Annotated in this window: 12 protein-coding genes; 1 reads left to right on the plus strand and 11 read right to left on the minus strand. The window is 47.9% G+C overall.

What is annotated here, in order from left to right:
- Positions 1-66 precede the first annotated feature (66 nt).
- Positions 67-1737, minus strand: a complete 1671-nt coding sequence (locus C805_RS21630; protein WP_016216156.1) for a VanW family protein — start codon at positions 1735-1737, stop codon at positions 67-69.
- A gap of 290 nt (positions 1738-2027) precedes the next feature.
- Between C805_RS21630 and C805_RS21635 the strand changes: the two genes are divergently transcribed.
- On the plus strand, positions 2028-2648 hold the full coding sequence (locus tag C805_RS21635; RefSeq protein ID WP_016216158.1) for a hypothetical protein: 621 nt from the start codon (positions 2028-2030) through the stop codon (positions 2646-2648).
- A gap of 26 nt (positions 2649-2674) precedes the next feature.
- Here C805_RS21635 and C805_RS21640 read toward each other — a convergent pair whose 3' ends face one another.
- From C805_RS21640 to rpoN, 10 genes are all read right to left on the minus strand, one after another.
- Positions 2675-3388: a 3'-5' exonuclease gene (locus C805_RS21640; protein WP_016216159.1), complete on the minus strand. Its 714-nt coding sequence runs from the start codon at positions 3386-3388 to the stop codon at positions 2675-2677.
- Between the two features lie 17 nt (positions 3389-3405).
- Positions 3406-4038, minus strand: a complete 633-nt coding sequence (nth, locus tag C805_RS21645) for an endonuclease III (RefSeq protein WP_016216160.1) — start codon at positions 4036-4038, stop codon at positions 3406-3408.
- A gap of 18 nt (positions 4039-4056) precedes the next feature.
- Positions 4057-5769, minus strand: coding sequence for a B12-binding domain-containing radical SAM protein (locus tag C805_RS21650; RefSeq protein ID WP_016216161.1), 1713 nt, complete (start codon positions 5767-5769; stop codon positions 4057-4059).
- 196 nt (positions 5770-5965) lie between these two features.
- A complete protein-coding gene (gene dhaK / locus C805_RS21655) occupies positions 5966-6961 on the minus strand; it encodes a dihydroxyacetone kinase subunit DhaK (protein ID WP_016216162.1) in 996 nt (331 codons plus the stop codon).
- Positions 6962-7147: 186 nt separating this feature from the next.
- Complete coding sequence (gene ptsP, locus C805_RS21660) at positions 7148-8860, minus strand: phosphoenolpyruvate--protein phosphotransferase (RefSeq protein WP_016216163.1); 1713 nt, start codon at positions 8858-8860, stop codon at positions 7148-7150.
- Positions 8861-8870: 10 nt separating this feature from the next.
- Positions 8871-9137 (minus strand): HPr family phosphocarrier protein, encoded by a 267-nt coding sequence (locus tag C805_RS21665; RefSeq protein ID WP_016216164.1) that lies wholly within the window; start codon positions 9135-9137, stop codon positions 8871-8873.
- Positions 9138-9201: 64 nt separating this feature from the next.
- Positions 9202-9591, minus strand: a complete 390-nt coding sequence (gene dhaM, locus C805_RS21670) for a dihydroxyacetone kinase phosphoryl donor subunit DhaM (protein WP_016216165.1) — start codon at positions 9589-9591, stop codon at positions 9202-9204.
- A 17-nt stretch (positions 9592-9608) separates the two neighbouring features.
- Complete coding sequence (gene dhaL, locus C805_RS21675) at positions 9609-10238, minus strand: dihydroxyacetone kinase subunit DhaL (protein WP_016216166.1); 630 nt, start codon at positions 10236-10238, stop codon at positions 9609-9611.
- A gap of 100 nt (positions 10239-10338) precedes the next feature.
- Complete coding sequence (locus C805_RS21680) at positions 10339-12480, minus strand: sigma 54-interacting transcriptional regulator (RefSeq protein ID WP_016216167.1); 2142 nt, start codon at positions 12478-12480, stop codon at positions 10339-10341.
- 23 nt (positions 12481-12503) lie between these two features.
- Positions 12504-13844, minus strand: coding sequence for an RNA polymerase factor sigma-54 (gene rpoN, locus C805_RS21685; RefSeq protein ID WP_016216168.1), 1341 nt, complete (start codon positions 13842-13844; stop codon positions 12504-12506).
- Between the last annotated feature and the right edge of the window lie 214 nt (positions 13845-14058).

The raw sequence follows: 14058 nt of genomic DNA on the forward strand, positions 1-14058 counted from the left end.
CCTTCTGACTACGATAAGGCTGTCTCACTACTGAAACAGCCTTATCTTTCTCTCTTCTATAACCGATTATTCTTCGTCGTCCCCGGTATCATCATCTTTTCCGTCGTCTCCGCCATCATCGTCATTTTTTTCTTTGTCTTTATCCTTGTCTTTATCTTTGTCCTTGTCTTTATCTTCGTCTTTGTCTTTATCTTTGTCCTTGTCTTTATCCTTGTTCTTTTCCTGTTCCTGCTGGGCTGCCGCTGCCGCCGCTGCATCAGCCTCTGCCTGCTGCTGGGCCGCCACTGCTGCATCGTTCCACTGGGCTGCCGCCGCATTGATGGCGCCTTCATCCTGAGAACCAATGGCCGCGTTCATGGCATTCACCGCATCGGGACTGGCGGAAGCTGTCCCCACTGCCACAATTCTGGGAGAAGGTTTATAGGTGCTCTTGTTGAATATTTCCCGGCTCTGCTCCACGCCGTTTACCTTTACAACCTTCCACAGCTGGGCCGTATAACCGGTGTGTGAAGACTGGGTCTGGCTCATATATCCAATGGGCTGTCCCGGGGCCGCCTGATACTGGGTACCTGGCTCTGTGGTGGACAGTGTCTCGCTGACAAAGCTGATTTCCCGGCCGGGATCTCTGGTTTCCTCTCCGAATATATTAAAATAAAGGGATCGTCCGGAGGTATAGCCTTCAATATAAATGGGCGCCTTTGTATTGTTGACAAACTTTAAATCTTTGTATGTTCCTGCAATGGCCGCGTCAGCGGAAGGATCTACATAGTTTACAATCATGGAATGATTGAACCGCTCAGTCACTTCCAGTTCTGCACGAATCACCGCATTGTACAGGGTAGTTGATACCTGACAGATACCGCCACCATATGTTTCCACTGTAGTTCCGTTTTCATAGGAACCTGCCAGTTCATATCCGTTTTCCGGTTCAAAGGGGCTGACCGCCTCGTATACGGAAAAGCTGTCCCCCGGATAGATAACGGAACCGTTAATCTTGGAAGCCCCGTTCTCCACATTTTTGGAACGTCCGGCTCCGGAACTTGAATAGGACGTATTAAATCCTCCCAGCAGATCCTGTACTTTACTGAGTTCCTCTTCGGTTCCCTTCGGATCTACCACATCTGCTGCAATCTCAACGCTTCCGGATTCTCCATTCCACTCCAGAGAAAAATATTTCTCCAGAATTTCCACAGATTCCTCCACATTCACCGTAACACCCTGGCTGCCCGGAATTACCGTAAAGGAATTGTTTTCTCTGGTGAGTCCTGCATTTTCTGCCTCTGTATTCAGAAGTTCCGCATTGTTTTCCAGAACTTTTTCCACCATCTGAGTATCTACCTGAAAAGCCAGTTCATATTTCTTATCTTCATTTTCCAGATCTTTCATGGCCTTATAACGGGTAATCAGATTACCGCTTTTGCCAAGAGATACCGCTTCTGTTACAATATCCGGATTTCCCCAGGAAATCCCCATCTGGGAAACGGGCACCTGTACGGTATTCTTACCGGCCTGCAGGGTAATGGTTTCACTGTTCAGTTCGTCCACATATTCCTCCACTGCCGCTTTCGCTTCTTCCTGGGTCATGCCGCCCACAGCAATATCACCGAAATACACCCGTCCCGGAATGGTATCCGTCTCCTTTGTCTCTGCATCCACCGGAATCGTAATTACCGCAGCCAGTGTCAGCACCAGAACCGCGCCGGCAGCTGAAAGATACTTTTTCCAATTTCTTTTCATAATCTATTCTCCTGCTATCATGCTTCGTTAAACTTCTACCTTTTTAATTTTATCATAAAAATGCGATTTTTCAAGATACGAAACCACGAATTTCATTGACATAATACCGCTCTTTCTGTATATTATGAACAGGTGAACAATTATACAAATGCTGAAAGAAATACGGAAATCACCATGGATGCCACCAGAATCAGAGCAACAATTGCGGCAAATGTCTTTTTCGTTTTCGGATTATTAAAATTCAACATCAGATTCACCTCCATTTCTGTAAGAGAAAGGAATCAGAGATTATGGGACTCCCTATTATCCTTGGCTGGACTTTAATTTTTATGCTTGTAGTTTCCTGGAAACGTCATAAAAGCAATCACTCCGACCCGGAAATCGAATTCTGGGAACGGGAAAACGCTGCAAATGCCACCAGAAAACAGGACATTTCCAATCTGAATTATGTGGATTTTACCGGCGTTTCCCTGCCCTTTGCCCTGTTTCAGGATGATTTTCTGCAACAGTGCGAAAAACAGGTTCTGAAACTGAAAGATGAAAAAATCCTGAACCTGACCGGCATCAGCAACACGGAACTGAAGTTAAATTACGGAGCTGCCAACCTGCCCCTGCTGACCCGGTACGATCAGAATTTCACTCTGCTGGTGCGGACCCTGAATTCCTGGGGGCACCGTCTGCAGGAACTTTCCCATACGGAAGAAGCCATTACCGTGCTGGCCTTTGCCGTATCCGTGGGAAGCGATATGAAATCCACCTATCAGCTTCTGGCCGAACTTTATCAGCAAAAGGGAAATACAGAAGCTCTTCGTTCTTTACAAAACAGTGCGGCCAGCCTGAATTCCCTGATGAAAGAACCTGTTCTGGCCATGCTGAAAAAAATGGACACACCGGAACTTCCTGGTAATTAAATTCTTTCCCATAAGTGTATTGCCCGTTACCTGGGAATTTTCCCGTAAGCTGCCAGAATCCTGTCTGTGATTCTGGAGGCTTCATTTCTGGTAAGGCTGTCTAACTCCACCTGCAGTTCAATATTATGCCAGCGTGCCAGTTCTTCCAGACGCTTTTTCTGCCTGGGAGAGGCAGGCCCCTGCCGTTTCACTTTATATTGCAATGGTTTTGGCCAAAAGGCCTCCGGCTCCTGAAATTCAAACCTTTCCTGTAAATATCGGAATAATTCCGCGGCAGCTTTAGCATCTTCCAGGGCCCGATGGTTCTGTTCACGGAAAATTCCCAGAAATTCACAGAGATAATCCAGTGTTTTTTTCTCTGCTTCCGGCAGGAATTTCCGGGCCAGCTTCAACGTATCAATTCCTTCTTTTTCAAAGGTTCCCCCATAATTCACAATGTACTGTTTCAGAAAACTGTAATCAAACAGAATATTATGGCCCACCAGAGGAAGCCCTTCTGAAAATTCCTGAAATTCCTTCACGGCTTCTTCTGTTTCACAGCCTTTCTGCGCCATTTCACCGGTGATTCCGGTGAGTTTTATAATCTCCTCTGAAAGTTCCATATGGGGGTTCACCATCCGGTGAAAAACCTGGTCTTCCCGTCCCTTCTCTACCTTCACCGCGCCAATTTCCAGGATTCGGTCCGTTCTGGCCTGCAGCCCGGTCATCTCCAAATCCACCACCACATAACTTTCGGGCATAACCTGCCTCCCCTCTGTCAGTTCTTTTTATCTTCCGCCTTACACAAATCACTCAGAAAGCATTCACTGCATTTTGGATTTCTGGCGGTACAGATACTTCTTCCCAGCGTAATAATCTGAATATTATATAAAATCCAGTGGTCTTTTGGAAGGGCTTTCATCAGATCATACTCCACTTTCACCGGATCTTCTTCTTTTGTCAGCCCCAGTCGTCTGGAAATCCGCTTCACATGGGTATCCACCACCACACTGGGCTCATTGTAAACATTGCCCCTGATTACATTTGCGGTTTTCCTGCCCACTCCTGGCAGAGAAGTGAGGTCTTCCAGACTTTCCGGCACCTGGCCGCCAAATTCCTCCACCAGTTTCCGGGCACAGAGAATGATGTTTCTGGCTTTATTATGATAAAATCCAATGGAATGAATGTCCTGTTCCAGTTCTTCCACATCTGCTGCCGCAAATTTTTCCAGGGTATCGTATTTCCGAAACAGATCCTTTGTCACAATATTAACCCTTGCATCGGTGCACTGTGCGCTCATAATCACCGCAATCAGAAGCTGCCATGGGTTATCATGATTCAGATAGCAGCGATATTCCCTGCCGTAGGCTTCGTCCAGCCGGTCCAGAATTTCTTTTGTTCGTTTCGTCATAGTTCCTCCCGTATTCTGTCATGGCATTTCTTCCTGTATTTTTATTACTTTTGCCTGCCTGCTCAGAATGTCCCGTTCTTCATAGAAAAACAGCCAGAGCTGCCCTCCTGTTGTTCTGCGGGGATATGCGGTAAGGGTTGCATTTTCAAGTATTTCTTCCATATCATGGAAAAAAAGCTCCAGATGGGACATTTTTCCCTTTTTACCGTATTTTCTGACCAGCTCCCGGCAGACCGGCCGGTCTTTCGCCCAGCCGGGACGGGTCTTGCAGTTCTCCCGTAAGTACAAATCAAAAATCAGCGTTTCCTGATAAAGCTCCGTGTGTTCCCCGTCCCTTTCTTCTGCAAATTCCAGCAGAATCTCACAGCGTCTCAGCCGGGAATGACTGACTGCCAGCAGTCCCCGGCTCTCATAAAATTTCCCCAGTTTCAGATAGAGTTCAAAAGGATTCTCCTCTGTCAGCTCCAGAACCTTCATGGTCTGTTCAAACTGCCCGCTGTTGTAATATACCTCCAGCATTTCCTCCACCAGTTTCAGATCCAGTATTTCCTCATAGGAAATCCAGTTGGTTGCCAGCACTTCATAAGGCGGACGTTTCCGGTAAAGGAGTCCGTATTTTTCCCGGTTTTCCTGCATCCGGGAGCCTTTCAGCACTTTCAGAAAACCCAGCTGGAGCTGCTGAGGTTTCCACTGATACACCTGACGGAAAGATTCCCCAAAGGTATGAAAATCTTCTTCCGGCAGTCCTGCAATCAAGTCCAGATGCTGATGGACATTTCCGGCCTGTCGTATTTTACCCACAGCCTTTTCCAGCCGTTCCATATCTGTGGTTCTGCAGATTTCCCGCAGGGTGGAAGGATGGGTGGACTGTACCCCGATTTCCAGCTGAATCAGTCCCGGCCGCATGGAGGCAATCAGAGCCAGTTCTTCTTCTGTCAGTAAATCTCCCGCTATCTCAAAATGGAAATTTGTTTTTCCATTATCATGGTCTTTCAGATACTGCCAGATTTCCAGGGCATGGCTGTGATTACAGTTAAAAGTCCGGTCCACAAATTTCACCTGGGGCACCTGATGATCCAGGAAAAACTGCAGTTCCTCCTTTACAAGGGAAAAGGAACGAAACCGCAGTTCTTTTTCTATAGAAGAAAGGCAGTAGCTGCAGGAAAAAGGACAGCCTCTGCTGGTCTCGTAATAGATAATTCTGTTCTCAAAATCTTCCAGCTGTTCATAGCAGAAAGGCAGTTCATCCATGGGCAGAACTTTTCGGGGCAGGGTCCGTATCAGCAGATTGTCCTGATTTCGAAATACCAGGCCCGCTGTCTGCTCCAGGGTATTTCCCCCTGTTCCCAGATAATAACCGCAGAGTTCCCGGAACGTTTCTTCTCCTTCACCGCACAGAACCCCGGCCACCATGGGATACTCTGTCAAAAACTCCTCCGGCTCATAAGAAACTTCCGGCCCTCCGGCCCAGATTGCCAGATCCGGCAGCAGTCTGTGCAAATCCGGAATCAGCTCCTGCACACAGGAAAAATTCCAGATATAACAGGAAAAACACAGCACATCCGGTTTCTGTTTGTAAATTTCCTGCAGAATATAATCCGTCCGGTGATTGATGGTGTATTCTGCCAGACTGATATGTTCTTTATATTCTTTCGCATGGGATTTCAGACTGTAAACCGCAAGGTTGGAATGAATATATTTTGCATTGATGGCCGCTAACAGAATCTTCATGTTCTTTTTCCTCCGAACTCCCGATATGCACTTACTATAACATCAATTCTGCCAGACAGCAAGGGCATTCTGCGGCAGGCCCTGCGCATATTATTTTTTCTTCTGCAGAAAGACATTTTCGCGCCTTAGCGTGACAGGGACTTCCCTATAGAAGAAAAAAGGAACCCCGCTTACGGGATTCCTTTTTATTCTGAATTTATACCTGAACAAATGCCGGTGTGTCTGCCGGAGCTTCCAGATATTTTTTCAGCTCATCATCCAGTTTCAGCAGTGTTACAGAATAGCCTGCCATGTCAATGGATGTCATGAAGTTGCCTACCAGTGTCTTTGCAACTTTAATCTTCTTATCTGCAAGCACTTCAGATACTCTCAGATTTGCAAGATATAATTCCTGCAGCGGGGTTCCGCCCAGTCCGTTTACCATAACAGCAACTTCATCGCCTTCATGATAAATGTCTTCTGCAAAAATCTTCTCTAACAGTGTATCGGTGGTTTCTTTTACTGTGCGGATTTCTTCTCTGTGGGTTCCCGGCTCACCGTGAATTCCCATTCCGATTTCCACTTCATTTTCACCCAGCTCAAAGCTCGGTTTGCCTGCTGCCGGAACAGTACAGGGTGCAATTGCCATACCCATGGTACGAACATTTGCAATAACCTTTTCTGCTGCAGCCTTTACCGTCTGTAAATCTCCGCCTGCCTCTGCGCATGCGCCTGCAATTTTATGTACAAAAATGGTACCTGCGATACCTCTTCTTCCGGTGGTCCATGTGCTGTTTTCCACTGCAACGTCGTCGTTTACCACAACTTTTTCCACTTCAATGCCTTCGTCTCCGGCCATTTCTGCAGCCATCTCAAAGTTCATTACGTCACCGGTGTAGTTCTTGATCACCAGAAGAACACCCTTGCCGCCGTTGCATGCCTTAATTGCTTCATATACCTGATCCGGTGTAGGTGAGGTAAACATGGCTCCTGCAACCGCTGCGTCCAGCATACCTTTTCCAACATAACCGCCATGTGCCGGTTCATGTCCGCTTCCGCCGCCGCTTACCAGCGCTACTTTCCCCTGAGAGCCACCGGCTCTTACCAGAACGTCACATCCTTCTGCCCTTTTTACATATTCCGGGTGTGCTGCTACAATCCCCTGTAACATTTCTTCTACTACGTCATCCGGTTTGTTAATCATTTTTTTCAAAGCAATTTCCTCCTTCTCCCTGCGTTGTACTACGCCTTGTTAAACTGCATCAGCTGCCATATCACAAAGTGATTATGGTATATAAATATATTAAGCAAAATCCATGCCATTTCAGTCTTTCTGCAAATGGCAGGATATTCCTTCATTCTTTTCTGTCTTTGATATTTTTTACCAGGTTGATATTTTTTACCAGGTATCCTGTCCATTACTACCAACCTTCTCCAGGTAAGCCCGAACCTCCTCTTTATCTGTAAACCGGAGCAGTTCCTCAAGATCACACCGGTTGGAATCCAGATTACGGATCTGTTCTTTTACAGCCGGCGCCTGAGAGGCACTCATGCTCAGTTCATCCATACCCACTGCCGTCAGGAAAGGCATGGCCAGACGGTCTCCCGCCATTTCGCCGCACATACCCACCCAGATTCCGGCTTCGTGAGCGGCCGTCACCACCTGAAAAATGGAGCGTATGACTACCGGGTCAAAATAATCATAAATATAATTTACTGTCTGGTTCCCTCTGTCTACTGCCAGCGTATACTGCACCAGATCATTGGTACCGATACTGAAGAAATCCACATGTCGGGCAAACACAGGGGCCATCACCACGGAGGCCGGTGTTTCCACCATAATTCCCAGGGGAACATTTTCATCAAAGGGAAGCTGCGCATTTCTCAGTTCTTCCATGGCTTCCTCCATCAGCTTCCGGGTTTCTGTAACCTCGGAAAGCATGGTCACCATAGGAAGCATAATTCCAACTTTTCCATAAGCGCCGGCTCTCATAATAGCCCGAAGCTGGGTTTTGAACATCTCTTTGTTCTGAAGGCAGATTCGAATTGCACGGAACCCCAGAAAAGGATTCTCCTCTTCTGCCAGTTTCAGGCAGTCACAGCTCTTGTCTCCGCCGATATCCAGGGTTCTTATGACACATAAAGCGCCTTTTGCCTGCTCTGCCACAGACCTGTAAGCCTCAAACTGCTTTTCTTCTGAAGGAAGTTCAGGAGACTCCATAAAGAAAAATTCTGTCCGGTACAGTCCCACGCCCTGGCAGCCATATACAGAGGTTTTCTCCATATCCTCCGGACTGCTGATATTGGCGGCCACCAGCACTTCCTTTCCGTCTCTGGTGCAGGCCGGAAGCTGGGCCCGTTCCATCAGAACGGTACGCTCCTGCTCCTGTTTGCGGACTCTTTCCTGAAATTCCTGTATCTGCTCCAGAGAAGGCTGCAGCGTAACCTCTCCTCTGACAGCGTCCACCAGAACCGTTTCGCCCTGGGCTGCCATCTGAGGGGTCAGTTCCACCCCAACCATGGTCACAAAGCCTTTTGCCCTGGCAATAATCACCGTATGGGAAGTCTTGCTCCCGTTTTCCAGAAGGACTGCCTTCACTTTTTCCTCCGGAAGGCCCGCCATAACGGAGGGCTCCAGATCTCTGGCACACAAAATGACCTGATCTCCCTCCACGGAAAATTCTTCCAGTCCCAGTATTTTTCGTATCAGGCGGTTTCCCACATCCACCACATCATTCTGCCGCTCCTTAAGATAAGGGTCGTCAATCTCGTCAAACATGGCTTTAAAATCAGAAACCGCCCGTAAAACTGCCGCCGGTGCCGTCATTGCCTGCTGTATGTACCCGGTAATTGCTTCCACAAACGCCACATCTTCCAGCAGCATCTGATGGGCTCCCATAATCTCCAGTTCGCTCTCGGAAAGGTTTTCTCCGGATTCTAACATGGTTTCCAGATCTTTTTTCGCCATGGCCAGTGCATGTTCGTATTTTTCGGTTTCTTCCCCGACCCCTCCGGCTATGTAAGACTGCAGATGTTTTTCGTAATCCATGTTCAGAAAACGGATGGTTCCAACCGCAACGCCTTCCACTACAACATTTCCACGTACCAGCATATTTTCTCTCCTATTCCTCATAAAATCCATGAGCGAACATATCGTCTAACTGTGTAAAAACTTCTTCTTCGTCCTCACCGGAAACAGTCACGGTCACTTCCGCTCCCTTTTTGGCTCCCAGCGCGGTAATCATCAGAACACTTTTCCCATTGGCCTTTTTGGCTCCGTTGGTAAGGGTCACTTCACTTTTGTGCTTTCCGACAAATCTTGCAATGTCGGCTGCAGGCCTTGCGTGGATTCCCAATGCATTTGTCACAGTATAAGTTGCTGTTTTCATGATTTCCTCCATTCTGTGTGCTTTACAGCACAAACAGGGATTCTGTGAAAGAATTAACAATTTTTTACTCTACTTTTGATAACTGTTTCGCCATTTCTGCCGCTTCTGCAACTTCTGCCATGGTTCCGCCTATGGCCGCCTGCACAGCTGCGCTCACTGCCCCTTCTAAAATGGGTGCGTCCGCAATCACCACATCAATGTCTTCTTCCAGAAGATCTATGGCCATCTGAGAACTTAAAATTCCGCTGCCCAGATCTGCCAGAATCACCACGCCGTCCCCGTCGCTGGCGTCCATAATGCCCTGACGGATACGAAGTGCGTCTGTTCCGATGCTTCCGTCTTCCATACCTCCCACTGCCACGACACGGTGGTCTTTTCCTGCCATCTGTACTGCCAGTTCATAAATTCCTTCCGCCGCTTTTCTGCTGTGGGAAACAATCAATAATCCTACCATATTTACCTCGCTTTATGTTACTTTATATTTTCCAGATAAAATGCACGAATTGCTTCCAGTGTAATCAGAGATGAAGTTGCGCCTGGGTCCTGATGTCCGATACTTCTGTCTCCAAGATAACTTGCGCGTCCTTTGGTAGCACGGATGGTTTTGGTAAATTCCACTCCTTCTTTTGCCGCGTCGCACATATGATTCAGGCAGTCTTCCGGGCTTTCCCCTGCTTCGATTCCCTTTGTAAGAGCCTCCAGCGCCGGCTCAAGGGCATCCAGCATGGTCTTTTCTCCCCGTTCTGCCTTACCGCGCATTTTAATGCCGCCGATTACTGCTTCCATCATCTCTTTTGTATCTTCCAGTGTGATTTCCTTTTTCCCGCTTACAGCGCCCGCTGCTTTCATATATGCAGTGCCATACAGAGGACCGGATGCTCCGCCCACTTTGGATAACAGTACCATACCTGTTTTCTTCAGAATCACGCTGATATCTTCTTCATCCTGAGGAAGCTGCTGCAATACTTCCGTAAATCCTCTTGCCATGTTGATTCCATGGTCTGCATCGCCGATTGCGGAATCCAGATCTGTAAGAAATTCTTTGTTTGCAATGATATCTTCTCCGATTTTCTGCATACATTGATATATTTTGGTTGCCATAAAAATCCTCCTGTCTCTTTATATATTTATCTGGCATGTATTGGGGAATTTTCCCCAATCGCTTATATTTAATATATAAGCAAATTCTGTGCCAGTTTGTTCACCGTTTTGTTTCCAGCTGATATTTCCGGGCTTTGGACGCCACGGTTTTATGGGTCAGCCCCAGGGCTTTTCCCGCTCCGTTAAAACTTCCGTATGTTTCCAGCGCCCGTCTTATAATTTCTTTCTCGTAATATTCCCAGGGATACAGTTCCTGAGCTTCCCACCCCATATCTCCCGGAAGGCTCAGGCTGTTTTGGGGAGAAATACGCCCTTCACCGGCTGCCGCGTTTTCCGCCCCGGAATTTCCATATGCAAAACCATGCTTTTCATAAGATCCGCCGGTATAATTTTCGCTGATATAATGGGGCAGGTCTTTTCGCCCCACCTGGGCTCTGTCAGCCAGAATATTAACCCGCTCCATCACATTTTCCAGTTCCCGGATATTTCCCGGCCAGGAATACCGGAGAATGGCTTCCATGGCTTCCGGCGTTAAATATTTGGGTTCCCGGTTTAAATCTGCCGCAATTTTGTTCAGAAAATGCTCTGCCAGCACCGGAATATCTTCCCGGCGTTCCCTCAGAGGCGGCAGCCAGATGGGAATTACATTGAGACGATAGTACAAATCCTCCCGAAATTCTCCCTTTTCCACCAGTTCTTCCAGATTCCGGTTGGTGGCGGCGATAATCCTGGCGTCCACCTGGATGGTCCTGTCGTCTCCCACCCGCTGAAATTCTTTTTTCTGAATTACCCGCAGCATTTTTGCCTGCATGGATTTGTCCAGTTCTCCAATCTCATCCAGAAAAATCGTTCCTTTATGGGCAAGCTCAAATTTTCCGATTTTCGTCTTAATGGCTCCTGTGTAGGCTCCTTTCACATGGCCGAACATCTCGCTTTCCAGCAGATTTTCCGGTATGGCCGCACAGTTTACCCGGATAAAATCATGGCTGGCCCGCCCGCTGGAATAATGAATGGCTTCTGCTATCAGCTCTTTGCCTGTGCCGCTTTCTCCCCGGATCAGCACGTTAAAATTATTGTCCGCTGTCTTTGCCGCAAGCTGCATGGCGTCATAAAGTTTGCTGCTGATACCCACAATCCGGTTAAATGCCGGGTTCAGCTTGTTGCGCCTGTTCAGCTCTTCTTCCAGATATTCCGTTTTGGCTGACAGATGGTGAATGCGCTCCACCAGTTCCTGTACCTCGCTCAGGCTTTTCACCACGGAAATGCCCCCCAAAATCTGCTGATTTACAATGATGGGGACCACATTCAGCACCAGATTTTTCCCGTTCTTTTTCTGGCAGATGGTACCCATGATTTTCTGGCCTTTTTCCAGTACCCTGGCAGCGCTTCCTCCGTCGTCAAAAGCCAGTATGTCGGCGCCCTCCTGTACCTGTTCCCCGGTGATATCCTGCCAGGCCCCGTTTACATAGGTAACAATGCCCTTCTGGTCAAATACGCAGATCCCGTCCTGTACAGCCTCCAGAATCTGATAATATTTTTCTTTCAGTTCTTTTACTTCTTCAAATTCCCAGCTGATACGCACCAGCTGAGACACATCTTCTAATGTGGTAATGGTTCCCTTTATTTCCCCGTTCTCCAGTATGGGCCTGGTATTTCCCACCATGGTAGAAGTTCCGATGGTCTGGGTATAGACGGTCATAGGTTCTTTGTCCCGTATGGCCCGCAGCATTTTACTGCCCCCAAACACTTCTTCGGCCCTGCGGCCCAGTGCTTCTCTCTCCGGAATGCCCAGCAGCTTTTCTGCCTCCCGGTTATAAATTATAACGGTTTCCTGTTTGTCTGTCACCACCAGTCCGCTGGCAATACTGCTGTATATATTTTCCGCAGTGATTACGTGTTCCTGTAAAAGCGTATCCACCTGGCTGAGTTCCGCCTGATTCAGATTCAGATCATTTTCCAGAAAATCTCCTTCCAGAAACTCTTTCATTTCCGCGGCGGCTTCTTCTACCTGCTCTCCCTGGGTAATCAGAATGATTTCCTCATTTTTTTTGATTTTCATGGAAGTAACCAGCAGAAGGCTGGTCAGAGGCACGTCATGAAATCCTTTCCGCCGGATATGGAAATTCACATGGTATTTCCGCCGAAGCCTTTCCGCTTTTTGCACCAGCATGGCTGCGATTCTCACGTGCAGTCCTTTTTCACTGCGAATTTTCACCACTGCTTCCGTTCTGTCTTCTCTCATCACGCTTTCCTTCTTCCTGAACTTCAGTGATATTCTTTCCGCTGGCGGACATTGGGAATCTGAAGCTGTTCCCGGTATTTCACCACCGTCCGTCTGGAAATGTCTATTCCCATGTTTGCCAGTTCCTGCACAATCCGGGAATCACTGAGTGGATTTGTCTTATCCTCTTCCTGAATGATTTTTTCTATGCAGGAGCGTGCATTTTTCTCTGCTCCTTTGTTGGAGAAAAAATATTTCAGTTCAAAAATTCCCCAGCGGCATTCCAGGTATTTTTCTTTCAGCGCCCGGCTTACCGTAGATTCATGAAGATCTGTGTCCTGTGCAATATCTGCAAGATTCAGGGGACTTAAGTACATTTTTCCTTTTTCAAAAAATGCTTCCTGCCGTTCCACAACAGCCTCCGCCACTCTGCGCAGGGTTTCCTCTCTCCGTTCCATGTTTCTCAGAAGGATTCTGGCCTCCCGGTACTGTTCCTGCAGATATTCATAGTCTGCTCCCGATTTTTCCCGGCTCAGAAGGGGCAGATACTCCTGATTGATTCTGGGAAATGAGATTCTTTCCCGGTTTAAAATAATCTGATACGTTCCATGGTTGTTCCGTACCGTAATATCAGGATAGATAAATTCTCCCTGGGTTCCGGTTCCATACCCACGTCCCGGCACAGGTTCCAGTTCCCGGATCCGGGCAATCAGCCCCTGTACCTTTTCCCGCTTCCATCCGGTTTTGCGGCATATCTGCGGTATTTTATTATGTATGATTTCATCTGTGCAGTCTGCAGCCAGTGTGTATAAGTCTTTTGTATCGCCTTCCAGCTGTGCAATCTGCAATAAAAGGCATTCCCGCAGGTTCCGGGCAAACACGCCGCATGGCTCCAGTTTCTGCAGAGTGCGGATTTCTCCTTCCACCTGCTGCTCCGTCAGACCCAGAATACGGGAAATCTCCAGACTGCTCATTTTCAGGTATCCGGATTCTTCCATACACTCTATCAGATATTCTGCAATTTTCTGTCCTGTGGAATTTAAGTTCCATGTATAAAGCTGCATCCTGAGATGATCTTTCAGACTGGTTCCGCAGCTTTTTTCATCTACCAGCCCGTTGATATACTCCTGCTCCTGTCCAAAAACACAGGGTTCCCCGGCCATATAATATGTCTTTCGCTCCCACTCTGCGGGAATCTCTGCTTCCGGTTCTTCCTGTTTCTCCTCTTCCGGCTCCTGACAGGTCAGCATGGGATTAGACAGCACTGCGTCTTCAATATACTGCTCCAGCTCAGGTCCGCCCATCTGCAGCATAAACAGAGACTGTTCCATCTGAGGCGTCAGGGCCAGCTTCTGTGTCTGTTTTATTGTAAGTTCCAGTTCCATGCTGCAGTGTCACCTCCTCAGTGCATATTACTGTTCAGCTGTGCAGTACGCCAGGTTCCGCACTCAGGGCTCCTCCCGTCCTGCCTTTGGGCAGGATGGGTCCCTCCTCAGTGCATATGCATATTACAATTCTGCTGTGCAGTACGCCAGGTTCCGCACTCAGGGCTCCTCCCGTCCTGCCCAAAGGCAGGATGGGTCCCTCCTCAGTGCATAT

The organism is Eubacterium sp. 14-2, from assembly GCF_000403845.2.
In the GTDB taxonomy this organism is placed as follows: domain Bacteria; phylum Bacillota; class Clostridia; order Lachnospirales; family Lachnospiraceae; genus Petralouisia.

Coding starts and splice junctions, on each gene's coding strand:
- C805_RS21680 (WP_016216167.1), bottom strand. CDS start 12,480: ATGAGAGAAGACAGAACGGAAGCAGTGGTGAAAATTCGCAGTGAAAAA.
- ptsP (WP_016216163.1), bottom strand. CDS start 8,860: ATGCTGGTACGTGGAAATGTTGTAGTGGAAGGCGTTGCGGTTGGAACC.
- C805_RS21635 (WP_016216158.1), top strand. CDS start 2,028: ATGGGACTCCCTATTATCCTTGGCTGGACTTTAATTTTTATGCTTGTA.
- rpoN (WP_016216168.1), bottom strand. CDS start 13,844: ATGGAACTGGAACTTACAATAAAACAGACACAGAAGCTGGCCCTGACG.
- C805_RS21665 (WP_016216164.1), bottom strand. CDS start 9,137: ATGAAAACAGCAACTTATACTGTGACAAATGCATTGGGAATCCACGCA.
- C805_RS21650 (WP_016216161.1), bottom strand. CDS start 5,769: ATGAAGATTCTGTTAGCGGCCATCAATGCAAAATATATTCATTCCAAC.
- dhaL (WP_016216166.1), bottom strand. CDS start 10,238: ATGGCAACCAAAATATATCAATGTATGCAGAAAATCGGAGAAGATATC.
- C805_RS21630 (WP_016216156.1), bottom strand. CDS start 1,737: ATGAAAAGAAATTGGAAAAAGTATCTTTCAGCTGCCGGCGCGGTTCTG.
- C805_RS21640 (WP_016216159.1), bottom strand. CDS start 3,388: ATGCCCGAAAGTTATGTGGTGGTGGATTTGGAGATGACCGGGCTGCAG.
- dhaM (WP_016216165.1), bottom strand. CDS start 9,591: ATGGTAGGATTATTGATTGTTTCCCACAGCAGAAAAGCGGCGGAAGGA.
- nth (WP_016216160.1), bottom strand. CDS start 4,038: ATGACGAAACGAACAAAAGAAATTCTGGACCGGCTGGACGAAGCCTAC.